Origin of the sequence: Oleiagrimonas sp. C23AA (genome assembly GCF_011759385.1) — a bacterium.
GTDB lineage: Bacteria > Pseudomonadota > Gammaproteobacteria > Xanthomonadales > Rhodanobacteraceae > Oleiagrimonas.
This window is the reverse complement of the sequence record NZ_JAARLY010000006.1, coordinates 109,766-135,542: the sequence shown is the minus strand read 5'-3', so window position 1 is coordinate 135,542 and position 25,777 is coordinate 109,766. Positions and strand designations below refer to the sequence as shown.

Here is a 25,777-nt window from a genome sequence, read left to right as displayed (position 1 = left end):
CACGCTGTCTGCGGCTAGGACGACGCGCCGTCGCTGCTGTCGGCTTCGGCGGGCGCCGCCGTATCAGGCTTCACAAAGCGCAGCGTCATGCGATCGGACTCGCCAATGGCCTGGTATTTGGCCTTGTCCTTGTCGCCGAGCGTCAGCGTCGGCGGCAAGGTCCACACACCCTTGGGATAATCCTTGGTGTCCTTCGGGTTGGCGTTGACCTCGCTGCTGCCGTCCAGCTGGAAGCCAGCCTGTGTGGCCAGTTTCACCACATAGGGCTGCGGCAGGTAACCACTGCCCTTGACGTCGGCCAGGCTGGCACCCTGCGCGGCGCGGTGATCGACCACGCCCAGCACGCCGCCGGGCTTGAGCACATTGTAGAAGGCCTTGAACATGGCCTTTGCGTGATCGGCCTGCACCCAGTTGTGCACATTGCGGAAGGTCAGCACCATGTCGGCGCTATCAGGCGCGCCCAGATTGGGCGTGGCCGGATCGAACTGGGCAATCTGCGCCTTGCCGAACACCTTTGGCTGGCTGGCAAACAGCTTGCGCAGTGACGACGCCTGCCGGGCGGCAAAGTCACTGGACACTGGCGAGGTGATGGCGGCGATGTACTGGCCGTTGTCGCGCAGCAGCGGTGCCAGGATGCGCGCATACCAGCCGCCCCCCGGGGTGATCTCGATCACCGTCATGTCCGGGCGGATACCGAAGAACGCCAGCGTCTTGCGCGGGTGCCGATAGGTATCGCGCGCCTTGTCCGACGCCGGGCGCCAGGCACCGGCCAGCACGTCATCGAGCTTCTGGTCGGACATCTGCGCCGCGCTCATCGGCGGCACCACTTCGTCGGGCTGATCCAGCGGCGCCGTACTCGCCATCGCCGCCACGGACGTGGTACCGGCCACCGAGCTGTCGGCAGCCGCCATCGCGTCCTTGTGTTCGGCACTGCCCTGGCTTTTCGCATGGCCACAACCGGCCAAAGCACAGGCCAGCGCGGCAAGCATCACTCGTCTCATCGCTAGGTATCCCTCCAGCGCCGCACCTGGTGCCACGCCGCAAATCGGCTCTCCCCACGCATGGCAATTTACCATGCGGGTGCGAAGCGGCCGTGAAGTCGGCCACTTCGCGGTGGCACCCTCAGTAGGGGCGAGGGCACACCGACTGCAGACCGTCGATGTGCTCATGCAGGTCGTTGGAAATGCCCTGCCACATCGGATCGAGAATGAAGTCGATACCTTCGCGGCGCGCCAGCTTGGCGGCCGGAATGAAGTCGGCATCGCCGGCCACCAGCACAATCTGGTCGACCAGGCGCTTGTGCGCCAGCGAGGCGATGTCGATGCCGATCTTCATGTCGACCTGGGTCTGGCGCATGTCCAGCTCGAAGTGCTCATCGCGCAGGTCTTCCCACTCCATGTCGGCGTTGTGCAAAGGCGCGTAGACGTGGCGCTTGAGCTGCCACTCGCCGCCGCGATCGGCCAGCCGGCCCAGGCGCAGCGCCATCTTGCGCTGGCGGCGCAGCTGGTCGTGCAGATCACGGCGGAAGCCGGCCATGGGGCTGGTGCTGTAGTCGATCCACTCACCGCTGATGGGGCGCTGGAAGCGCTTGTCCATCGGTGCGCAGTCGTAGAAGAAGATGCGGTAAAGCGCTTCCTTGGGGCGGTCCAGCGCCTTGATGTGCTCGATGGCCATGGAAAAGGCGGTCTTGGCCACGGCGCGCGCGTCATTGACGTCGCGATCGGCATAAACCTTGCGAAAACGGGCGAGAAAAAAGGCGCCGTCGATCAGGATGGCGGTTGAAGTCATGGGTACCCCGACATAAATGAAGCATGGCGGACGCGAAAAATAGGTCGCTGTCCGAAGGAAGCGCGGGTCTTCCATGTTGACCCGCCGCGCGCATGATAGCGCGTGTGCACCCGCAACACCGGCGTGGCGCCGATGTATTCAGCGTGCGCTGGTACGCCGGCTGTTTTCATCGAAGCTCTTGTGGCGCCACGCGCCCTCCCCTGATGGATGTACGAGGCACCCCATGGACATGCGCACGATTGGAAAATCCGAGCTCTCGGTAGCCCCGCTGGCCTTCGGCGGCAATGTATTCGGCTGGACAGCCGACGAGAAGCGCTCATTCGAGCTGCTGGACCGGTTCGTCGATGCCGGTTTCAACCTGATCGACACCGCTGACGTGTATTCGCGCTGGGCCGACGGCAACCAGGGTGGCGAGTCGGAAACCATCCTCGGCAAATGGCTGGCCCAGAGCGGCAAGCGCGACAAGATCGTGCTGGCCACCAAGGTGGGCAAGTGGGAGCCACACCCGGGGCTATCGGCCGACAACATCCGCGCTGCGGTGGATGACTCGCTCAAGCGTCTGCAAACCGACCATATCGACCTGTACCAGTCGCACGCCTTCGACGAGAACACGCCGCAGGCCGAAACCCTGGCCGCGTACGGTGAGCTGATCGAACAGGGCAAGGTGCGCGTGATCGGCGCCTCCAACTTCAGCGCCAGACAGCTCAACGAAGCACTGGATATTGCCGAGCGCGAAGACCTGCCACGCTACGAGGCGCTGCAGCCGGAATACAACCTGCTTGAGCGCGCCGGTTATGAGGCCGACCTGGAACCACTGATCCGCGAGCGGAAAGTGGGTGTGATCAGCTATTTCTCGCTCGCCGCCGGCTTTCTGACCGGCAAATACCGCAGCGACGACGATCTGGAAGGTCGCCAGCGCAAGGGCATGGTCGGCAAATACATGAACGCGCACGGCAAGCGTGTGTTGCGGGCGCTGGACGATGTGGCCAAGCGCCATGACACCCAGCCGGTGCAAGTGGCCCTGGCCTGGCTGATGGCCCGGCCCGGCATCACCGCACCTATTGCCAGCGCAACCAGCCTGGAGCAGCTCGAACAGCTGATCGAATCGACCCAGCTGAAGCTGGACGAAGGCGACATCGAGGCACTGAACAGCGCCAGCGGCGGCGCTTGATCACCGGCGCTTGCAACATAGCGCTTGGCTAAATGCCTGCAGCCCTCAGCAACCGGGGGCATCGGCTTTTTGCAATACGGAGTCGGCGAAGAAATGCCATGTCGATGAGGTAAGCATCACCTTGCCTGGCAAGCTTCGACCCCACCCCAACCCTCCCCTGCCAGCAGGGGAGGGAGACACTGCGCCAGTAGCGAACTCGACACCGATCACGCTCCTCGCAGGGAAAGCGTTCACCGTACAGGCGCTCTAGCCAACCACCGATCAAACCCCTCCCCCTGCTCGCAGGGGGAGGCTGGGAGGGGGTGAAGCCTTGCCTCACCCCACACAGCGAGAAAGCGCCTCAGCCCTCTCCCGCCCAAGCGCTTATGGCGCCAGCTCGCCCGCCGCCAGATGCACGTTCACTGGCTGCCCCAGATGCTCGGCATCGCTGCCGACATGGACCTGATAGTCGCCACCAACGATGCGCCAATCGTCGCGGGCAGTGGAGGAACAGCCGATAAGCCACCCGCCACGGCGACATAGCCCTAGCACCTCGGTACTAACAACCCCTCCCCCTGCTCGCAGGGGGAGGCTGGGAGGGGGTGAAGCCTTGCACCCCACACAGCGAGAAAGCGCCTCAGCCCTCTCCCGCCCAAGCGCTTACGGCGCCAGCTTGCCCGCAGCCAGATGCACGTTCACTGGCTGCCCCAGGTGCTCGGCATCGCTGCCGACATAGACCTGATAGTCGCCGCCCGCGATGCGCCAGTCATCACTGGCCGTATCAAACTCGGCCAGCAGTTTGGGATGCAGCGACACGGTCACGCCCTGGCTGGCACCAGCCTTCAGCGATACCTTGTCGAAGCCCGCCAGGTGCGGCGCATCGGCGCCCGGCGCCTTCACGTACACCTGCACCACATCGGCGCCGGCGCGCTTGCCGGTGTTTTGCACCGGCACAGTCACCTTCACCTGGTGCCCGTGCGCGGCCACCTTCGGCGTGCCATGCGAGAACTGCGTGTAGCTCAGGCCATAGCCGAACGAGAACAGCGGCTGCTTGTCCTTGGCGATGAACCAGCGGTAGCCGACATCAGCACCTTCGATGTTGTAGTCCACGCTCTTGTCAGGCGTGCCATGGCCACCGGCGCCGGGCAGATCCTTGCGCGGCAGCTGATCCAGGCTGCGCGGCCAGGTCACCGGCAGGCGACCGGACGGATTGACCTTGCCAAACAGGATATTGGCAATGGCAGGACCACCACCGCTGCCCGGATACCAGGCTTCCAGCACGGCCCCGACCTGGTCCAGCCACGGCATATCGACCGGGCCGTTGGTTTCCAGCACCACGATGGTGTTGGGGTTGGCCTTGGCCACAGCCTCGATCAGCTGGTCCTGGTTGTCATCGAGCTTCAGGTTGACCCAGTCGAAAGATTCGCCCGCCCACTTCTGCGCGAACACCACGGCCACCTTCGAGCGCTTGGCCAAAGCCACCGCCTTGGCAATGTCGTCGCCCTCGGCGAAATGCACCTTGCTCTTGCCGACAATGCTGGCAATGGCCGCCATCGGCGCCGAGCGCTGATACATGATCGGACCCGGCCATTCGGTCGGCTTCAGGCCCGGTACGGCGTTGCCGCCCCACGGCACCACCACCGACGAACCACCACCGGCCAGCACGCCCTTGTCGGCATGCGCGCCGATCACCGCCACGCTGGCCGTGGAGCTGGCGAGCGGGAGCGTGTCGTGCTCGTTGCGCAGCAGCACGGCACCGGCTTCCAGTGTGTGCTGGGCGACGCGCTTGTCGGCCGCACGATTCACTGGCTGCTTGGTCGGCGGATGCTCGAACAGACCCACCGCGAACATCGAGCGCAGGATGCGGTGGACCATGTCGTCCAGACGCTTCTCGCTGACCTTGCCATCGGCCAGGTCCTGCTTCAGCGGCTTGTCGAACCATTCCTTGTCGTCGAACTGCTCGCCCGCCGACTCCTGATCCAGACCGGCATTGACCGCCTTGGCCGAGCTGTGCGTGCCGCCCCAGTCGGACATGACAAAGCCCGGATACTTCCAGTCGTCCTTCAGCACATCGGTGAGCAGGTACTTGTTCTCGCAGGCCCAGTCACCGTTGACCTTGTTGTACGAGCACATCACCGAGCCCGGATCACCCTTGGCAATCGCAATTTCAAAGGCCAGCAGATCCGACTCGCGCATCGCCTTCTTGCTGATGACAGCGCTGACAGTTGTACGCGCGGTTTCTTGGTCGTTGACCGCGTAATGCTTGATGGTCGAAATGACGTGCTGGCTCTGGATGCCCTTGATGAAGCTGCCCACCATTTCGCCCGCCAGCAGCGGATCTTCACCGGCGTACTCGAAGTTGCGCCCGTTGCGCGGATCGCGCACCAGATCGATACCGCCGGCCAGCAGGATATTGAAACCCTTGCTCCAAGCCTCGTGGCCAATCATCTTGCCGCCCTTGTAGGCGATCTGCGGCGTCCAGGTAGCGGCTGTGGCCAGGCCCGAGGGCAACGAGGTGGCACCATCGCCTGGGCGTGCGCCGTGCGGATTGGCCACGCCCATACCGGCGTCGCTTTCCTGCAGCGCGGGAATGCCAAGGCGCGGAATGGCCGGCACGTAGCCTGCCGAACCCAGCGCCCCCTTGGGCATCGGGAAGCCCTTCGGGCCACCGGGGCTGCCGAAGTAACTGCGGATCATGTGCAGCTTCTCGGCCTGGGTCATCTTCGACACCAGCAGATCGGCGCGCTTGTCCGGCGAAAACTTGGGGTTCATCCATGGCTGTGACGCGGAGGCCGCCGCCAGCGCCAACGGCGCGGCAAGGCCCATCGCGAGCACGCCGACCAGACGCAGGCCGGCACGGGTTCGCTTGTTCATCTCCCTCTCCACTTCGGCGTGATCAACAGCGCGCAATGTAGCGCATGCTTGGCAGGCAGCCTTGCCGCAGCGCGTCAATTGACCTCGCAAATGCACCGGCTCGCCACAGCCTGAAGCGAGCTTGGGGAAAGGTAGTGAGCCGGCTGAACACACAGACCGTCGCAAGCATTCACCCCCTCCCAACCTCCCCCTGCAAGCAGGGGGAGGAGTGGTCTTTGGTCTTTGGACGTGGACGTGGACGTGGACGTGGGGAGTTTGAGCCCGACCGCAGCCCTGACCCCCTCCCCTGCTCGCAGGGGAGGGCTGGGGTGGGGTGAAGGTGCCCCTCAACCTCACACCACAGACAGGCAAACGATCACCCGCGCCCTTCTTGCCCCGGTGCGCCACCGCAGAGAGCCCCTCTCGGCCCTGACTCCCTCCCCTGCTCGCAGGGGAGGGCTGGGGATGGGTAGAGACGACGCCCTCAACCCCGCACGACAGACCAGCAATCAACCATCCAGGCGCAACGCCGCGGCACGGCACAGCACGCCAGTAAAGCGCCTGCATGCCCCACTCTCACGAAAACCTGACGCACAAACGCAACGGGCCGCTCAAGGCGGCCCGTCACATGAAAGCTCGGCATATGCGCCGGGCTATCAGCTGCAGCGCGTTACACCGAGCGCGACAGCGTTGCCAGCGCGTCGTTCAAGGTCTGGCTGGGACGCATGGCCTTGGACACGCGCTCCAGATCGGCGTGGTAGTAACCATCGATATCCACCGGCTTGCCCTGCACGGCGTTGAGCTCGTCGACGATCCTGGCTTCGTTCTCGGTCAGCGTCTTGGCCAGCTTGCCGAACACCTGCTTCATCTCGGCATCGTCGTCCTGTGCGGCCAGTGCCTGCGCCCAATACATGGCCAGATAGAAGTGGCTGCCGCGATTGTCCAGCTCGCCGACCTTGCGCGACGGCGACTTGTTGTTGTCCAGGAACTGGCCATTGGCCTTGTCCAGCGCGTCGGCCAGCAGCTTGGCGCGGGCGTTGTCGTAGGTCTTGCCCAGGTGATCGAGCGAGGCAGCCAGGGCCAGGAACTCACCCAGCGAATCCCAACGCAGATGGTTTTCCTCGACGAACTGCTGCACGTGCTTGGGTGCGCTGCCGCCGGCACCGGTTTCGAACAGGCCGCCGCCGGCCATCAGCGGCACAATGGACAGCATCTTGGCGCTGGTGCCCAGCTCCATGATCGGGAACAGGTCGGTGAGGTAATCGCGCAGCACGTTGCCGGTCACCGAGATGGTGTCCTGGCCCTTGCGGATGCGCTCCAGCGAGAACGTGGTGGCCTGCACCGGTGCCAGAATGCGGATGTCCAGGCCATCGGTGTCATGATCGGCCAGATAGGTTTTCACCTTGGTGATCAGCTGCGCGTCGTGGGCGCGGTTCTCGTCCAGCCAGAATACCGCCGGCGTATCCGAATCGCGCGCGCGGCTGACGGCCAGCTTCACCCAGTCGCGGATGGGATCATCCTTGACCTGGCACATGCGCCAGATATCGCCCTCTTCCACGGCGTGCTCGAAGATCACCTTGCCGGCCTCATCGGTGACCTTCACGGTACCGTCGGTGGGCATCTGGAAGGTCTTGTCGTGCGAGCCGTATTCCTCGGCCTTCTGCGCCATCAGGCCGACGTTGGGCACCGAGCCCATGGTGGCCGGATCGAACGCGCCGTTGGCCTTGCAGTCCTCGATCACCGCCTGGTACACGCCGGCATAGCTGCGATCGGGAATCACCGCCTTGGCGTCCTGGCGCTCGTTGGAGGCGTTCCACATCTTTCCCGAATCGCGAATCATCGCCGGCATCGAGGCGTCGATGATCACGTCGCTGGGCACGTGCAGGTTGGTGATGCCCTTGTCCGAATTGACCATCGCCAGCTTCGGGCGCTGCGTGTACTCGGCATTGATGTCGCTGGTGATCGCCTTCCGCTGGTCTTCGGGCAGATCCTTGATGCGCGCGTACAGGTCGCCAATGCCGTTGTTGGGGCTGAAGCCGACCGACTTGAGCGCTTCGGCATGCTTGCCCAGCACATCCTTGTAGAAGCGGTTGACCACCTCGCCAAAGATGATCGGGTCGGACACCTTCATCATGGTGGCCTTCAAATGCACCGAGAACAGCACGCCCTGCTCCTTGGCATCGGCGATCTGCGCATCGATGAACGAGGCCAGCGCCTTGCGGCTGAGCGTAGCCGCATCGACCACCTCGCCGGCCAGCACCGGCACCTTGTCCTTCAGCACCTTGGTCGAGCCGTCGGTGCCATGCAGGGTGATCTTCAGGCTGCCCGGCTCGGCCAGCGTGGCCGACTTTTCGCTGCCGAAGAAATCGCCCTCGCTCATGCTGGCCACGTGCGATTTGGAATCGGCACTCCACGCACCCATGCGATGCGGATGCTTGCGTGCATAGCTTTTCACCGAGGCCGGCGCGCGACGATCGGAATTGCCCTCGCGCAGCACCGGGTTCACCGCGCTGCCCTTGACCTTGTCATAGCGAGCGCGAACGTCTTTTTCCTCATCGCTCTTGGGCTCGTCCGGGTAATCGGGCAGCGGGTAGCCCTGTTTCTGCAGCTCGGCGATGGCCGCCTTCATCTGCGGCACCGAGGCGCTGATGTTGGGCAGCTTGATGATGTTGGCTTCCGGCGTGGTCGCCAGCTGGCCCAGCTCGGCCAGATCGTCCGACACGCGCTGATTCTCAGCCAGTACATCAGGGAACTGCGACAGAATGCGACCGGCCAGCGAGATGTCCCGCGTCTCCACCGCCACACCTGCCGAATCGGTGAACGCATCAATGATGGGCAGCAGCGACTGCGTGGCCAGGAACGGCGCTTCGTCGGTCAGCGTGTAGATGATCTTCGGAGTCTTGGACATCGATAAAACCTCTCGTGCGTGGCGCAGATGCAGGCAAGCGCCCGCCCCGTCTCGCGCTGCCCGCAGCCGGCGTGAAACCCACGCGGCGCCGGCACCACCCCCTCTCAACCGGGACAGGCCATAGATGAAAACGCCCCATTGTGACGTTTTCGATACATGGGGTGAAGCGCGCGCAGGTCAAGGGCGGAAGAGGACTGCCCACCGTTGGCTCAACATATGAGAACAAATGTGCTTAAGCTTTAAGCGAGACTGAAATGAATCAGCGAAAAAAAGCCCAGGGAAAGGACGCACATGGATTTCTATGCCCATTCGTCGCCTCGCGGCGATCGCAGTGACTGGCAACGGCTACGAGACCACCTGATCCAGGTCGGCGATTACGCGGCCGCCTTTGCCGCTCCGTTTGGCGGCGAGGAACTGGCCCGCGTGGCTGGCCGTCTGCACGACCTTGGCAAATACACACAGCGGTTTCAGGACCGGCTTCGCGGCGAGATTCCCAAAGTGGACCACGCCACGTGGGGCGCTGTAATCGCTCGCGATCGTTATCCGCTCTACGGGCACCTGCTGGCCTACGGCATTGCCGGCCATCACGCCGGTCTGGCCAATGGAATCAACGGCGAAAACCGCCCTGCGCTAAGCAAACGACTGTCCTGCGATTACCTGGCTGGCTTGCCTCTCCTGCTCGACGACTGGCAACAGGAAATCGACCTGCCCAGCACACTCAGCCTGCCGAGGCATTTCACGCCACGGCCATCACGCGCGATGTTCCAGCTTACCTTGCTGGCGCGCATGATCTTTTCATGCCTTGTCGATGCCGACTTCATCGATACCGACAACTTCTATCGGACGCTGGAAGGCGAGGCGCCGCGCCCCGTGGGTCATGGTCCAAGCCTGCAGGCACTGCGTGAAAACCTCGATGTCTATCTCGGCCAGCCACGATTCACCCCGGATACCGAGATCAAGCGCAGGCGCCACCAGATACTTGGTCATGTCCGTGCCCAGGCCACCCGAGATCGCGGCCTGTTTTCACTGACCGTCCCTACAGGAGGCGGCAAGACCCTGTCATCGCTGGCATTCGCCCTTGATCATGCCATTACGCACGGCATGGACCGGGTGATCTACGTGATCCCCTTCACCAGCATCATCGAGCAGAACGCGCAGGTTTTCCGCGACGCCTTCGGCGCGCTCGGCGAAGACGCCGTGCTGGAACACCACAGCGCCTTCGATGACTCGCACATCGAGCGCCAATCGAAGGAAAAACGGCAACTGGCCATGCAGAACTGGGATGCGCCGGTGGTCGTTACCACCGCCGTGCAGTTCTTCGAAAGCCTGTTCGCCGACCGCCCCTCGCGCTGCCGCAAGCTGCACCATATCGCCAACAGCGTGGTCATCCTGGACGAAGCGCAGACGCTACCACTGGATTTGCTACGCCCCTGCACCGCCCTATTGGATGAACTTGCGCTCAACTATCGCGCCAGCATCGTGCTCTGCACGGCCACCCAGCCCGTCCTGCGCGAGGACCAGGGCCTGAAGGGCGGGCTTGGCAACGTGCATGAACTGGCCCCCGACCCACCCACGCTGTACCGACAGTTCAGGCGTGTCAGCACGCGGCATGTCGGCACGCTGGACGACGTCCAGCTCGAACAACAATTGCGCGGGCGGAAGCAGGTACTGTGCATCGTCAACAATCGCCGCCACGCACGGCACCTGTTTGAACGCATCGAAGCAGAGGACGGCGCATGCCATCTGTCCACTTTCATGACCGCGCAGCATCGCAGTGCGATGCTCAAGTGCATTCGACAGCGCCTGCATGAAGGTCAGCCGTGCCGCCTGATCAGCACCAGCCTGATAGAAGCCGGTGTCGATATATCGCTACCGACGGTGCTACGCGCCGAAGCCGGCCTTGATGCCATTGCCCAGGCCGCAGGCCGCTGCAACCGCGAGGGCACATGGCCGGTCGAGGCCAGCGAAGTGCAGGTGTTTCGTCCCGGCAATGCTGACTGGGCGCCACCGCGACAACTGCAGGTATTCGCCAAAGCCTTCCAGGCCATCGAACCAACCTACCGCGATGACCTGCTGTCGCTGGACGCCGTCCACGCCTACTTCCAGGAGCTGTATTTCCGCTTGGGTGACGCCGCCCTGGACGACGGCGACCTGCTCGGCATGATCCAGCGCTGCTCGTACGAGGGGCTTCCCTTCGAAACCCTGGCCCAGCAGTTCCAGATCATCAAGACCGGCATGCGGCCGGTCATCGTGCCGTTTGATTGGGAAAGCGGCGAACGCGACCCGGACGTTGAGTGCGTGCTGCGCGATCTGGCCTTCGCTCCGGCAGCCGCCCGCAAGCTGCAAACGCGCCTGGTGCAGGTGCCCCAGAAGGCCTACGACGCGCTTTGGCAGGCCCATGCTATTGAGCCGATTGCGCCAGAGCGTTACGGCGAACAGTTCGTGCAACTGGTCAACCCGCGGCTGTACGACCCCCGGTTCGGGCTGCATTGGGACAATCCGCAGTTTCTAGCGGGGGAGCAACTGGTTCTATGAGATGAGTTATTTTTCTTGTAACTCACAAGAAGAAATTTTAGTATCGCTCTATCCAGACTCGAGGACACGGACATGGGCGAGCCCCAGAAGGAGCAAAAGTCTAGCTATTCAATGCGATTAAACTTGAGCATTGAAAGTCACGATAAGCCCTCAGCGTGGCTCTGGATAGTCGTTCTCATAGCACTAGTTGTCGGTTCGCCTTGGCTAGGAAAGTTGATCACAACGCTGCTGTGAAAACGTGGATAGAAACTTGTGAGTTACTAGCAAATATGACAAGGAATAGGCGCCCTCTGGATTTTCTGGAGGGCGCCAATCAACCGAGATTCAAGTTGGTGGGAGAACAAGGATGAGTTACGGTGTCAAACTCCACATCTGGGGCGAACGGGCGCTTTTCACGCGACCTGAGATGAAGGTCGAACGCGTGTCCTACGATGTGATCACACCATCGGCGGCACGCGGCGTCCTGGAAGCCATCCACTGGAAGCCGGCCATTCGCTGGGTCATCGACAGCATCCAGGTGCTCAAACCCATCCGCTTCGAGTCGATCCGGCGCAACGAGGTCGGCAACAAGCTCTCGGCCGCCAGTGTCGGCAAGGCGATCAAGGCCGGCCGCACCGAGGCTCTGGTCAGCTACGTCGAGGAGCACCGTCAGCAACGCGCATCCACCGTGCTGCGCGACGTGGGTTACGTCATCGGTGCGCACTTTGAGCGCACCGCTCGCGCCGGCAATGACGACACGGAAGGCAAGCACCTGGACATCTTCAACCGTCGCGCCCGGCGCGGACAGTGCTTCCAGCAGCCCTGCATGGGCACGCGCGAGTTTGCGGCCAGCTTCGCCCTGATCGACGACGACACCGCCATGCCGGGCATCGACCCTGCACTGCACGGCGAACGCGACCTGGGCTGGATGCTGCACGATATCGACTTTGCCAACGGCATGGAGCCGCGCTTCTTCCGCGCCCACATGCGCGACGGTCTGATCGCGGTGCCCGCCTTCAACGACGAGCAGGTGCGGTCATGATCCTGACCGCCCTTTACGAGTACTACCAACGCCTGCTGGACACACCCGATACCGACATTCCCCGACCCGGTTACAGCCGGGAAAAGATCGGCTATGCCATCGAACTGGATGCACAAGGTCATGTCACCGACGTGATCGACCTGCATCACCAGAGTGGCAAGAACCCGCAGCCACGCCAGCTCAGTGTGCCGCAACCCGAAAAGCGCACCGTGGCAGTGAAGCCAAACTTTCTCTGGGACAAAACCAGCTACGTACTCGGTGTCAGTGCCAGCAGCAAACGCTGCGCGCAGGAGCATGAAGCCTTCAAGCGAATGCACCAGCACACCCTTGCCACCAGCGACGACGCCGGCCTGAAGGCTCTGCTGGCCTTTCTCGAACGCTGGACGCCCCAGCAGTTCGAGGAAAATCCGCACTTCGTCGAGCAAGGCGAAAACATGCTGGACGCCAATCTGGTGTTCCGCCTGGCCGGCGAGTCGCGATTCCTTCACGACAGGCCTACCGCACGCGCGCTCTGGAGTCAGCAGCAGGCCGCATCGACCGATAGCCCCGCAGGACTCTGCCTGGTCACCGGCGAGCAAGCGCCCTTGGCACGCCTGCACCCGGCCATCAAGGGGGTCAATGGGGCGCAAAGTTCCGGCGCTTCGATTGTCTCGTTCAACCTGGATGCCTTCACCTCCTACGGCAAACAGCAGGGGGAAAACGCGCCGGTGTCGGTGCAGGCAGCCTTCGCCTACACCACCGTGCTGAATCACCTGTTGCGACGCGAGGCTTCAAACCAGCAGCGCATGCAGATCGGCGATACCACGGTGGTGTTCTGGGCACAGGCGGCCAAACCGGCCGAAGCGGAGGCGGCCGAGGCCGTGCTGGCAGCGCTCTTTGGCACCGGTGAAACCGACGAACAGGCCACGCAGCGATTGCACCAAGTACTCCAGCAGGTACGCCAGATGCGGCCATTGAAGGAGCTGGGCGAGCACCTGCGCGACGGCACCCGCATCTTCGTGCTGGGCCTGGCACCCAATGCCTCGCGCCTGTCGATCCGCTTCTGGGAAACCGGCTCCCTGGCCATGTTCGCCAAGCGGCTGGCCGATCATTACCAGGACCTGGCGCTGGTGCCGACGGCATGGCGACGCGAACCGACGCCTCGATACCTGGCGCTGCAGACCGCCCCCCAGTACGCGGGCAAACCCAAGGAGGAGGACGTCTCTCCGCTGCTGGCCGGCGAGCTGGCGCGCGCCATCCTCACCGGTTCCCGCTATCCGCGAAGCGTGCTCGCCGCCATCGTCATGCGTTTTCGCGCCGACGGAAACATCTCGCCACTGCGCGTGGCGCTGTGCAAAGGCGTTCTGGCGCGTAACGCGCGTCTTGGCAAAGAACAAGGAAAGTCCACCGACAAAGGGGAACCGCCCATGAGTCTCGATACGAACAACACCGAGCCCGGCTATTTGCTGGGACGGCTTTTTTCCACACTGGAAAACGTGCAGCGCGCCGCGCTGGGCTCGCAGATAAACGCCACCATTCGCGACCGCTATTACGGCGCCGCATCGGCCACGCCGGCAAGCATTTTCCCGGTGCTTTTGCGCAATACACAAAGTCACCTGAGCAAGCTGCGCAAGGATAAAGCCGGCCTGGCCGTGAAGCTGGAAAAGGAGCTGGGTCAGATCATCGACCTGCTTGGCCCGCATTTTCCACGCAGCCTTGGCATTGAAGCGCAAGGCCAGTTCGCCATCGGCTACTACCACCAGACCCAGGCCCGCTTCGCCCGCAACGAAGAGCAGGATGCCACCGAATCCGAAGGAGAGATTGCATGAGCGCCATTACCCACCGCTACGAATTCGTCTATCTGTTCGACGTCATCAACGGCAACCCCAACGGTGACCCGGATGCCGGCAACCTGCCCCGCCTGGACCCGGAAACCAATCGCGGTCTGGTCACCGACGTCGCGCTCAAACGCAAGATCCGCAACTACGTTTCGCTGGAGAAGGAAGGCGAGTCGGGCCATGCAATCTACATGCAGGAAAAATCCGTTCTCAACAACCAGCACAAGCTGGCTTATGCCGCGCTGGACATCGAGCCACAACCCAAGAAACTGCCCAAGGACGAGGCCAAGGCGCGCGAACTGACCGCGTGGATGTGCAAGAACTTCTTCGACGTACGTGCCTTCGGCGCCGTCATGACCACCGAGATCAACGCCGGCCAGGTGCGAGGCCCGGTCCAGATGGGCTTTGCCAGCTCCATCGAGCCGGTGCTGCCGATGGAAATCGCCATCACACGAGTAGCCGTCACCAACGAACGCGATCTGGAAAAAGAGCGCACCATGGGCCGCAAGCACATCCTTCCCTATGGTCTTTATCGCGCCCACGGCTTCATCTCGGCCAAGCTCGCCGAACGCACCGGCTTTTCCGATGACGACCTCGCGCTGTTCTGGCGCGCGCTGAGCAACCTGTTCGAGCATGACCGCTCCGCGGCGCGTGGCGAGATGGCGGCTCGCAAACTGATAGTGTTCGAGCACGAAAACGTGATGGGCAATGCGCCGGCTCATGTACTTTTCGACGCAGTGACCGTCGAGCGTAAAGACGCTTCGTCCGATGCACCCGCCCGCGCGTTCGACGACTATCGCGTCAGCATAGAACGCGAGCGCATCCCCAGCGGCGTCAGCGTGAAAGAGTTGATCTGATCGCCATGGAGGGCGAAGTCATGGATGACGAACTGATCCCCATCTCCGCCCTCCAGCACTTTTTGTACTGTCCGCGCCAATGTGCGTTGATCCACATCGAGCGCCAGTGGGCCGAGAGCCGCCACACGGCCGAAGGCCGGCTGCTGCACGAGCGCGCCGACAGTTACCGGCGCGAAACGCGCAAAAACGTTCGCACCGTCTCGGCCATGCCCTTGCTCCAGCCGGAGCTGGGCATCACTGGCGTCGCCGATGTGGTCGAATTTCATGCCGGCAATGGCAGGGAGCAGGCATTTCCTGTCGAGTACAAGCGGGGACGGCCTAAAAGGCACCGTGCCGACGAAGTACAACTATGCGCCCAGGCGCTTTGCCTGGAACACATGCTTGGCCAGGAGGTACCTGCGGGCGCGCTGTTCTACGGCCAGACGCGACGGCGCAAGGATGTGTGCTTCGACCCGGCATTGCGGAAACTCACTGAAGCCACCATCGGTGAAACTCGCGCCATGCTCGCAAGCGCACATACACCCATCGCTGACTACGACGCGCGCCGCTGCGATGCCTGCTCGCTCATCGACCTGTGCCAGCCCAAGTGGGCGAGTCGAGGCCACCATGTGGCCCAGTGGCTGCAGGACCAGTTGGAGGACTAAGGTGCGACGTCAACTCAACACCCTTTATGCCACGACCGACGGCGCCTGGCTGCACAAGGACGGCGCCAATATCGTCATGCGCGTCGACCGGGAAGAGCGCGGACGGATTCCAGCGCACATGCTGGAAAGCCTGGTGTGCATCGGGCGCATGTCCATCTCACCGCAACTGATGGCGTTTTGTGCCGAACAAGGCATCAGTATCAGCTACCTCACCGAACATGGGCGCTTCCTCGCCCGCGTGGAAGGACCGGTATCGGGTAACGTCTTGCTTCGGCGCAGGCAATATCGCTGTAGCGACCAGCCAGGGCACTGCGCCACACTGGTGCGGCACATGCTTGTAGGAAAACTGCACGGCCAGCGCGCCGTACTCGCACGCGGCCTGCGTGACTATGCCGGAAAGTTGGATGACCAACCGGCGCTCGAACAAGCAGTGGAACGTCTCACGCGCATTCCCAAACGCATGATGCGCGAAACCGACACCGATAGCCTGCGCGGACTCGAAGGTGACGCCGCACGCATCTATTTCGGCGCGTTCGATCAGCTCATTCGTGTGGGCTCAGCTCGCATGCGCTTTCACGGGCGCAGCCGGCGTCCACCCAAGGATGCGTGCAACGCGGTGCTGTCTTTTCTCTACACCCTGATCACCCACGACTGCCGCTCGGCATTGGAAACGGTGGGACTAGACCCAGCGGTAGGCTTTCTTCATAGAGACAGGCCTGGCCGTCCCAGCCTTGCACTGGACATGGCAGAGAACTTCCGCCCGCTCCTGGGCGACCGTCTCGCGCTTACACTGATCAACCGCAAGCAACTGGCTGAGCGCGATTTTCGCTACCTGGATAATGGCGCCGTATTGCTCAAAGACGATGCCAGAAAGAAGGTGCTTGTCGCCTACCAGGAGCGTAAGCGTGAGCAGTTGTTGCATTCATTTCTGGATGAGAAAGTGGACATCGGCCTGGTGCCCTATACACAAGCCCAGCTATTGGCCCGCCATCTTCGCGGTGATCTGGATGCCTACCCTCCCTTCCTCTGGAAGTGACCGCCATGCTGGTATTGGTTAGTTACGATGTGAGCACCAGCAGCGATGGCGGTCAAAAGCGGCTTCGTCGTGTCGCCAAAGCCTGCCGGGACTATGGGCAGCGCGTGCAGTTCTCGGTATTCGAGCTGAATGTCGAGCCAGCGCAATGGGTGAGCATCAGGCAACGGCTGATGGATACCATCGAGCCCGAGCTGGACAGCCTTCGCTTCTACTACCTGGGAAGCCATTGGCGGGGAAAAATCGAGCATATCGGCGCAAAGCCAACACTCGATCTGGAAGGTCCACTGGTTCTTTGAAAACTGCGAACCTCTAGCGAACGCGAAACTCCCGTTCGGATCGCGCTGCAGCAAGCAACTGATGTGGAAGGAATGTTGCCAACCCATCCCACATGAAGAGCCCGGAGAACCTTACTTTGAAAGCTTTTCGCGCAAACAGGTGTTTTCCGTCTTGGCAAACAAGACTTTAGGATAAAGCGGGTCGCACCCCACACGGGTGCGCGGATAGAAACCTCTAGGCCATGAAATGCCATCAAAAGCCATAGTGGTCGCACCCCACACGGGTGCGCGGATAGAAACACCACTGCAACGGCAATGGAGCCAACCGCCTCACGTCGCACCCCACACGGGTGCGCGGATAGAAACTCTCCAATGAATCCATGCCCGTGGTGCTGGAGCAGTCGCACCCCACACGGGTGCGCGGATAGAAACATTAATGACCGCCTGGCCGAAGTGTGGGAAGACCGTCGCACCCCACACGGGTGCGCGGATAGAAACGGCAGCTTTGGTGCTGGCGGGGTTCGAGAAAGAAGGTCGCACCCCACACGGGTGCGCGGATAGAAACGCTCTGCGACCGCATCGATCATGGCGCAAGGCCAGGTCGCACCCCACACGGGTGCGCGGATAGAAACAGGACGGACTCACCGATATCTCAAAAACTCTGCAGGTCGCACCCCACACGGGTGCGCGGATAGAAACGCTGTGTTTGATATCAGATGGCAGCGGTGCGCGGTCGCACCCCACACGGGTGCGCGGATAGAAACTCCACCTGCACAGCGCTTGATATCCGCGATGGCAGTCGCACCCCACACGGGTGCGCGGATAGAAACATCTATGCTCATGGGCAAAAAATTTTGCCCTCAGGTCGCACCCCACACGGGTGCGCGGATAGAAACTCCCTGATTCGGAAATGTCGGTGCACATCAGGAAGGGTCGCACCCCACACGGGTGCGCGGATAGAAACCAGTCTTGCGCTGGCGCGTGGCTGATCCCTGAAGTCGCACCCCACACGGGTGCGCGGATAGAAACACGAAGCCGCGCCGCGCGACACATTGGCGCAGCTCGTCGCACCCCACACGGGTGCGCGGATAGAAACGTTTGACTAGCCCAGGCTGTACCTTTCCGCCTGGTCGCACCCCACACGGGTGCGCGGATAGAAACTGCGATGTAAGCGGCGGCCTCTGCGTCACTGGGCAGGTCGCACCCCACACGGGTGCGCGGATAGAAACATACCGCCGACCCGCTGACATCGCCTGGAGCCTGATGTCGCACCCCACACGGGTGCGCGGATAGAAACCTTGTTTCGAGACGAACTGATGCGCCGCCGCTACGGGTCGCACCCCACACGGGTGCGCGGATAGAAACATTGAGACGCAAATTGTTCGTTCGCGCCGGCACCGGGTCGCACCCCACACGGGTGCGCGGATAGAAACACCCTGGTTTGCGCCATCGCCTCGTTCTAAGGAGTCGCACCCCACACGGGTGCGCGGATAGAAACGCCATCACCTCGGCCTATGTATCGCTGACATCAGGACGTCGCACCCCACACGGGTGCGCGGATAGAAACTACGAGTGCATGCACCTGTTGGGCCTGGCTCCGGGTCGCACCCCACACGGGTGCGCGGATAGAAACGACGACAACGCGCTGACGCCGGCCGACCGCCCGGTCGCACCCCACACGGGTGCGCGGATAGAAACATCGTGCAGTGCGCCAACGCATCGGCCAATGGTGTCGCACCCCACACGGGTGCGCGGATAGAAACTTCCGCCGCACCATCGAATCGCGCGGCTACGCCGGGTCGCACCCCACACGGGTGCGCGGATAGAAACATCTATAAAGCTTCGGTGAAGCGCTGGGAACAGGTCGCACCCCACACGGGTGCGCGGATAGAAACGGCTGCTTTCGGAAGGGGGGAGGCTTGCCACGACGGTCGCACCCCACACGGGTGCGCGGATAGAAACGCCCTTGGCGCCACTGCCCAGGATCGCATCCTGCGTCGCACCCCACACGGGTGCGCGGATAGAAACACCGCCTGGCAGCGCGGCTGGCGCGAGCTGCAGGTGGTCGCACCCCACACGGGTGCGCGGATAGAAACGCCCTTGGCGCCACTGCCAAGGATCGCATCCTGCAGTCGCACCCCACACGGGTGCGCGGATAGAAACACCAACACCGATGCCAGTGGTGCCAATGCGCTGTGGGTCGCACCCCACACGGGTGCGCGGATAGAAACAGCGTCACGACGGAGCGCACCGCCTACGACAACGCGTCGCACCCCACACGGGTGCGCGGATAGAAACACTTGAAACACTTGTATTTTCCGCGTACTTGGCGTCGCACCCCACACGGGTGCGCGGATAGAAACCTCCGAGACGATGCCGGTGTTGCCTGAGGTGACGTCGCACCCCACACGGGTGCGCGGATAGAAACTGCATGCGGATGCGCTCGGAGCGCGAGATGCGGTGGTCGCACCCCACACGGGTGCGCGGATAGAAACTACATGTCCACGCCCATCGACCGCACCAACGACGTCGCACCCCACACGGGTGCGCGGATAGAAACCGGACGCACATCGTGACTCGCACCAGCCTATATCTCGTCGCACCCCACACGGGTGCGCGGATAGAAACCCTACAATGGCGCAGTTCGCACCCAGTCAGCACGTCGCACCCCACACGGGTGCGCGGATAGAAACCTCCTGTTCGCGTTCGGCGATGTAAGCGGCGGCCGGTCGCACCCCACACGGGTGCGCGGATAGAAACCAGACGGATGTCGTGGGCCAGTTTGGCCAGCAGGGTCGCACCCCACACGGGTGCGCGGATAGAAACCCGCGAGAGCACCGCCATCTACACGCTGCCCGACGGTCGCACCCCACACGGGTGCGCGGATAGAAACTCCATCCTGCACGCCTACAACGCCACGCTGGGCCGGTCGCACCCCACACGGGTGCGCGGATAGAAACCCTTCACGATCAGCGATCAGGTTCGGGCACGCCTGGTCGCACCCCACACGGGTGCGCGGATAGAAACTACGTGGACCGCATGCACGTGCAGCGCGCCCGGCGTCGCACCCCACACGGGTGCGCGGATAGAAACGTCGGTACCGTAGCCGCGCGCCAGGTGGAAGCCACCGGTCGCACCCCACACGGGTGCGCGGATAGAAACGACATCCCGACCGAACGGCGCGACAACGCGGCACGGTCGCACCCCACACGGGTGCGCGGATAGAAACAGATCCTGATAGGTCTCAAGGATCACCTGGCGCTGGTCGCACCCCACACGGGTGCGCGGATAGAAACAGCCCGCGTGCCATGCGTAGGCAGGCGTCCTGGTGTCGCACCCCACACGGGTGCGCGGATAGAAACATGGCCACCTGGCGCGCCCTCGCCGGCGACGACGGGGTCGCACCCCACACGGGTGCGCGGATAGAAACCACCTGGACGTGGATGACGCGGACTACCTGACCTTGTCGCACCCCACACGGGTGCGCGGATAGAAACTGCATGCGGATGCGCTCGGAGCGCGAGATGCGGTGGTCGCACCCCACACGGGTGCGCGGATAGAAACTACGTGGACCGCATGCACGTGCAGCGCGCCCGGGGTCGCACCCCACACGGGTGCGCGGATAGAAACGCCTCGCACCTTGCCCATGCCGCCCGACCGTGTGGGTCGCACCCCACACGGGTGCGCGGATAGAAACAAGGCCCAGTCGCATGGCCAGATCGTGCAGATCGAGTCGCACCCCACACGGGTGCGCGGATAGAAACGCTCCAGGTAGCCGTCCTTGCTGACGCGCTCGGCGGTCGCACCCCACACGGGTGCGCGGATAGAAACCTGTGCCATGCCGGCAAAGTCGGTGATCAGCGACCGGTCGCACCCCACACGGGTGCGCGGATAGAAACGCGCTTCATGCCGCCGCTTCCAGCGCCGCCATGGGCGGGTCGCACCCCACACGGGTGCGCGGATAGAAACACTTCGAGGCCGCCGAAAAGGCGGCCAGCGAGGCGGTCGCACCCCACACGGGTGCGCGGATAGAAACCACCATGTGGCTGCTGCTGCCGCCCGGCTCATATGGTCGCACCCCACACGGGTGCGCGGATAGAAACCGTTATGTAACGGAGTAACGCCGTTACTATCTTGGTCGCACCCCACACGGGTGCGCGGATAGAAACGCGCACCATGGTCTGGAAGCTCTCGCGGTCGAGCGTCGCACCCCACACGGGTGCGCGGATAGAAACTTTGACGCCTCGTAGCGGGCCATGATGGACTTGGCGTCGCACCCCACACGGGTGCGCGGATAGAAACATTCACCAACCGCATCTTTCGCCCTGTTCTTGGTGTCGCACCCCACACGGGTGCGCGGATAGAAACCTCGAAGGCGACGTGCTCAAGCGCATCACGCGAGTCGCACCCCACACGGGTGCGCGGATAGAAACTTCCACGGTGTGCAGATCGTGCGTGACCCGTCTGCCGTCGCACCCCACACGGGTGCGCGGATAGAAACATCGCCGCCTGCCTCGGTAACCTCGGTATCAGTGCGTCGCACCCCACACGGGTGCGCGGATAGAAACTGCACGGTGCTGCGCGGACTCTCGGCCTTGGCCTCGTCGCACCCCACACGGGTGCGCGGATAGAAACGCTGGGACGATGATTGCTTGTGCTACGTCATGGCAGTCGCACCCCACACCGGTGCGCGGATAGAAACGTCGTGCAGTCCAAAGACCCCGGCGTGCTGCGCCGCGTCGCACCCCACGCGGGTGCGTGGATAGAAACGAGAGCTACACGCGCACCGCACAGTAGCTCATCGAGTCGCACCCACGCGGGTGCGCGGATAGGAACAAGTTCTTCCGCGACCTTTTGGCATCGACGTCGCACCCCGCACGGCTGCGTCATTTGTCGCATTGCGAATACACCCAAGCACGCGGACAGCATCACCCTCCTTACGGACCGACGCTGCCTGCCTGGTGCGTCCAGATTCGTGCTTATGCCAAATCTGTCATTGATCTGAGGACATGTTAGCGATACCTTCGCCTGCATTCGCGGAGCGAATGTTTTGCATCTTTTGAAGGAATGCATGACATGTTGGACGGAATCAACGCGCTGGGGACTGGCTTATGAGCCATCCCAGGGGTTACGCGCAGGGGGCGGCGCGCACATTGGCTTGGGTGACCGGCTCGGCAACGCTGCTGCTGGTGGCGTGTGCGGCCATGGCTGCCACCAAGGCACCGGCCACGGTTTATGGCCCGTGGAATGCGCAGGTGCTGCAGGGTGGCGTGGGGCTCAGGGCATCGTTGCCCAAGCACGCACCGCTGCTGGCGGCCGATGCCAGCTGGACGGCATCTGTCTGGGTTCGTGCCAACCATCTGGGAGATGCCGATACCCTGCTGGCCGGTGTTGGCGCGCCGCATGGCGCCGGGCGCTATTTCTTTACCCATGAAGGGCATGCCGGCTTCTGGTGGGGTCACGGCCATACGCTGGTTTCCACGCAGGTTTTAGGCACGGGTCATTGGCATTTCCTGGCGGCAACGGCCGATCACGGCACGCTGTCTCTGTATGTGGATGGCCGCAAGGTGCGCCAGGACAAGACCGCGCATGCGGCAGTGAAACCGACGATCGCGCTGGGGCCGCAAAACGCGGGTGAATCGAGGTCAGCGCATTTTGGCGGACTTATCGCCGATTTCACTGTGCGCGATGGCGTGACGGGCACGCGCCAGCTCGCGGCCGCCGCCAAATCATCGCCCAATGGTCTGACCCGTTACGCACAGGCCTCGCCCCACTGGCCGGTGCAGACACGCCAGATGGCCGGCCAGACCACCTTGCAGGCGCCGTCCAGCTTGCCGCACAGCAAGGCGCCATTTTCCCAGCCGGTGCGCCATGCGCCGGGGCCGCATCCGGCCTTCAAGGCCAGCGGCTGGCACACCTGGACGCTGGGCGACTGGCAGCTGGCCTCGGCAACCCAGCTTGGTGATGCCGATGGCGCCCGCCTGTCGCAGGCCACCTACCAGCCCGGCAAAGCCTGGTATCTGGCCACGGTGCCCGGCACCGTGCTGACCACGCTGGTGAACCGCGGGGTGTATCCGAACCCCGACTACGGCCTCAACAACATGGCCATCCCCGAGTCGCTGGGCCATCACGACTGGTGGTATCGCACCACCATCGATGTGCCGGCAACGCTGGCCGGCCAGCGGCTGACGCTGGACTTTGGCGGCATCAACTACGCCGGCACGGTGTGGGTGAACGGGCAGCGCATCGGCAAGGTGAAAGGCGCCTTTCTGCCAGGCCGCTTTGATGTCAGCCAGGCGCTGCACGCGGGCCAGCGCAACGTGATTGCGGTGCGCGTTTCACCGCCGCCACATCCGGGCTTGCCACAGGAAGAATCGCTAACGGCCGGCCCCGGCCCCAATGGCGGCATCATGGAGCTGGATGGCCCCACCTTTCTGGCCAGCGAAGGCTGGGACTGGATTCCCTCGGTACGCGACCGGGAAACCGGGCTTTGGCAGAAGGTGACCCTGCACGCGACCGGCGCCGTGCAGCTGGATACGCCGCGTGTGGTAACGCGCCTGCCCACGCCCGATCACAGCCGCGCCGATATCAGCGTGGATGTGCCGCTGGAAAACACCAGCGCGCAGCCGATCCACGGCACGCTGAAGCTCAGCTTTGGCCAGGTGCACGTCAGCAAGGCGGTGACCATCGCCCCGGGGCGGCATACGGTCACGCTCGATCCGGCCAACTTCCCGCAGCTGGTGGTGCAGCATCCGCATCTTTGGTGGCCCAACGGTTACGGCCAGCCGTACCTGTACCAGATGCACCTAAGTGTGAGCACCGGTGGTGCCGTCTCGGACCAGATGCAGTTTCACTTTGGCATCCGCCAGATCAGCTACGAGCTGTCGCTGTTTGATCAGCAAGGCCGGCTGCGGCGCGTGCTGATCAACCTGGACCGCAAAGGCAAGCGCGACACGCGCATTGTCGATATCCGCCACCGCGCCATCCGCAAGACACCGCACGGCTGGGCCTATTCGCTGATGCCGGGCGCGGCGCAGTCACCGGCGGTCACGCCACTGGCCGACACCCGCCTGACGCCGTATCTGGCCATCCGCGTCAATGGCGTGCGCATTGCCATCAAGGGCGGCAGCTGGGGCATGGACGACTGGCGCAAGCGCGTGTCGACGCAGCGCCTGGAGCCGTACTTCAAGCTGCAGCGCAAGGCCCATCTCAACGTGATCCGCAACTGGATTGGCCAGAGCACCGAGCCGGCCTTCTACGACCTGGCCGACAAATACGGGCTGCTGGTGTTCAACGACTTCTGGGATTCCACGCAGGACTACAACATCGAGCCGCAGGATGATGCGCTGTTCATGCGCAATGCGCGCGCGGTGATTCGCCGCTTCCGCAACCATCCGTCGGTGGCGCTGTGGTTTGGCCGCAACGAGGGCGTGCCGCAACCGCTACTCAACCAGCGCCTGGACAAGGCCATTGCGCAGATCGACGGCACACGGCTTTACATGCCCAGCTCCAACCGCATCAACCTGCAAGGCAGCGGGCCGTACAACTACCGCCCACCGGCCGACTATTTCACCAAGCTGGCGCAGGGTTTTTCGGTGGAAACCGGCTCGTCGTCGTTCCCGACCCTGGAAGCGTTCAAGGCGATGATGCCCAAGGCCGACCAATGGCCGATCAGCGACGACTGGGCCTATCACGACTGGCATCAGGCCAGTAACGGCGATGTGGCCAGTTTCATGCAGGCCATGCGCACCAAATTTGGCAAGCCGACCAGCCTGGCCGACTTTGCGCGCAAGGCGCAGATGATGAACTACGTCACCTACCGCGCCATTTTCGAGGGCATGAATGCGCACCTGTGGTCGCGCGACAGCGGCCGCATGCTGTGGATGAGCCAGCCGGCCTGGCCCAGCACCATGTGGCAGCTGTACAGCCACGACTACGACACCAACGCCGCGTATTTCGGTGCCATGAAGTCCGCCGAGCCGGTGCACATCCAGATGGATCTGCCCGATCACCGCATTGCCGTGATCAACAACACCGCCAAGCGCCTGCCCGGTTTGGACGCCCAGATCACCGTCTACAACCTGCACGGGCAGAAGCTGGCCAGCACCACCACAACGCTCGACGCTGGCGCCACCTCGGTGACGCCGGTGCATGCAAAGGCGAAACTCGGCCACCTGCTGGCCAGCCAGCCGCTGGTATTCGTGGCGCTGAAGCTGCGGGGCGCAGACGGCCAGTTGCTCTCGCGCAACTTCTACTGGGCCACGCAGACGCCGGCCGACCTGAAACAGCTGGACCGCCTGCCCGAAGTAGCGCTGGAGGCGGCCATGCACGCCGGTCCCGAGCACACGCTTGAGGTCAACCTGCGCAACCGCTCCAGCCACATGGCGCTGGAAACCAAACTCACCCTGGTCGATGCCCACGGGCAGCGCATTCTGCCGGCCTACTACAGCGCCAACTACATCAGCCTTGCGCCTGGCGAAAAGCGCACGGTGCGCATCTCGGTAGACGACCCGAACCGACTTGACCACGCGAAGCTGAAGCTGCGCGGCTGGAACGTACAGGCCACCACCCTATCCCCAAGCACGCCTCATTCTTAGAACAGATGGCGCGCGCGGCATGCCGCAAGGCGGCCGCGGGCGCCAAGAACAACGGACACCATCACCTAACAAACGCATCGGCGTTTGACGCGCACGCCCCCGGATGCGCGGCCATTTTTGGGCATCACTGCCAGCCAAAATGTCCAGCGCTGTCAACGCCACCAGAAAAGCAACACCACGCTCACTCATTGAAGCCGGAGGGTATACCGGCACCCCTTGCCAGCGGGCCATCCCACAGGTGTGCAACCAAGGTTCGCCGGCAGTCGCCAGCGCTGGACGCCCAGCCGTTGGTCACC

Annotated in this window: 13 protein-coding genes and 1 CRISPR repeat array; of the genes, 9 read left to right on the top strand and 4 right to left on the bottom strand. The window is 63.2% G+C overall.

All coding sequences use genetic code 11. From position 1 onward, the window contains the following. Window positions 1-14 precede the first annotated feature (14 nt). Window positions 15-863 (bottom strand): methyltransferase domain-containing protein, encoded by an 849-nt coding sequence (locus tag HBF24_RS11380; protein ID WP_240922519.1) that lies wholly within the window; start codon window positions 861-863, stop codon window positions 15-17. Window positions 864-1,122: 259 nt separating this feature from the next. Next, window positions 1,123-1,788 (bottom strand): NYN domain-containing protein, encoded by a 666-nt coding sequence (locus HBF24_RS11375; RefSeq protein ID WP_167172973.1) that lies wholly within the window; start codon window positions 1,786-1,788, stop codon window positions 1,123-1,125. Between the two features lie 223 nt (window positions 1,789-2,011). Between HBF24_RS11375 and HBF24_RS11370 the strand changes: the two genes are divergently transcribed. Next, window positions 2,012-2,959, top strand: coding sequence for an aldo/keto reductase (locus HBF24_RS11370; protein ID WP_167172971.1), 948 nt, complete (start codon window positions 2,012-2,014; stop codon window positions 2,957-2,959). 639 nt (window positions 2,960-3,598) lie between these two features. On the opposite strand, the gene HBF24_RS11365 is transcribed toward HBF24_RS11370, so the two are convergent. Both HBF24_RS11365 and HBF24_RS11360 read right to left on the bottom strand, forming a co-directional pair. Beyond that, entirely contained in the window at window positions 3,599-5,812 is a 2,214-nt protein-coding gene (locus HBF24_RS11365; protein ID WP_206064298.1) for a glycoside hydrolase family 3 protein, read from the bottom strand. 649 nt (window positions 5,813-6,461) lie between these two features. Next, entirely contained in the window at window positions 6,462-8,699 is a 2,238-nt protein-coding gene (locus HBF24_RS11360) for an NADP-dependent isocitrate dehydrogenase (RefSeq protein ID WP_167172969.1), read from the bottom strand. Between the two features lie 291 nt (window positions 8,700-8,990). Here HBF24_RS11360 and HBF24_RS11355 point away from each other — a divergent pair, with 291 nt between their 5' ends. The 8 genes from HBF24_RS11355 (at window position 8,991) to HBF24_RS11320 (ending at window position 25,481) form a co-directional block, all read left to right on the top strand. Continuing rightward, window positions 8,991-11,234 (top strand): CRISPR-associated endonuclease Cas3'', encoded by a 2,244-nt coding sequence (locus HBF24_RS11355; protein ID WP_167172967.1) that lies wholly within the window; start codon window positions 8,991-8,993, stop codon window positions 11,232-11,234. Window positions 11,235-11,580: 346 nt separating this feature from the next. Further along, window positions 11,581-12,255, top strand: a complete 675-nt coding sequence (gene cas5c / locus HBF24_RS11350; protein WP_167172965.1) for a type I-C CRISPR-associated protein Cas5c — start codon at window positions 11,581-11,583, stop codon at window positions 12,253-12,255. Further along, on the top strand, window positions 12,252-14,063 hold the full coding sequence (gene cas8c, locus HBF24_RS11345; protein WP_167172964.1) for a type I-C CRISPR-associated protein Cas8c/Csd1: 1,812 nt from the start codon (window positions 12,252-12,254) through the stop codon (window positions 14,061-14,063). The genes cas5c and cas8c overlap by 4 nt, the downstream gene beginning before the upstream one ends. Further along, window positions 14,060-14,929 (top strand): type I-C CRISPR-associated protein Cas7/Csd2, encoded by an 870-nt coding sequence (cas7c, locus tag HBF24_RS11340; protein ID WP_167172962.1) that lies wholly within the window; start codon window positions 14,060-14,062, stop codon window positions 14,927-14,929. Before cas8c ends, cas7c begins: the two co-directional genes overlap by 4 nt. Window positions 14,930-14,949: 20 nt before the next feature. Then, a complete protein-coding gene (gene cas4, locus HBF24_RS11335) occupies window positions 14,950-15,573 on the top strand; it encodes a CRISPR-associated protein Cas4 (protein WP_167172960.1) in 624 nt (207 codons plus the stop codon). Between the two features lies 1 nt (window position 15,574). Continuing rightward, window positions 15,575-16,609 (top strand): type I-C CRISPR-associated endonuclease Cas1c, encoded by a 1,035-nt coding sequence (gene cas1c, locus HBF24_RS11330; protein ID WP_167172958.1) that lies wholly within the window; start codon window positions 15,575-15,577, stop codon window positions 16,607-16,609. A 5-nt stretch (window positions 16,610-16,614) separates the two neighbouring features. Then, window positions 16,615-16,905, top strand: a complete 291-nt coding sequence (gene cas2, locus HBF24_RS11325) for a CRISPR-associated endonuclease Cas2 (RefSeq protein ID WP_167172956.1) — start codon at window positions 16,615-16,617, stop codon at window positions 16,903-16,905. A gap of 180 nt (window positions 16,906-17,085) precedes the next feature. Beyond that, window positions 17,086-21,781: direct repeats of the CRISPR family, unit length 32 nt; unit sequence GTCGCACCCCACACGGGTGCGCGGATAGAAAC. A 214-nt stretch (window positions 21,782-21,995) separates the two neighbouring features. Continuing rightward, window positions 21,996-25,481 (top strand): LamG-like jellyroll fold domain-containing protein, encoded by a 3,486-nt coding sequence (locus tag HBF24_RS11320; protein ID WP_240922488.1) that lies wholly within the window; start codon window positions 21,996-21,998, stop codon window positions 25,479-25,481. Window positions 25,482-25,777: the final 296 nt, after the last annotated feature.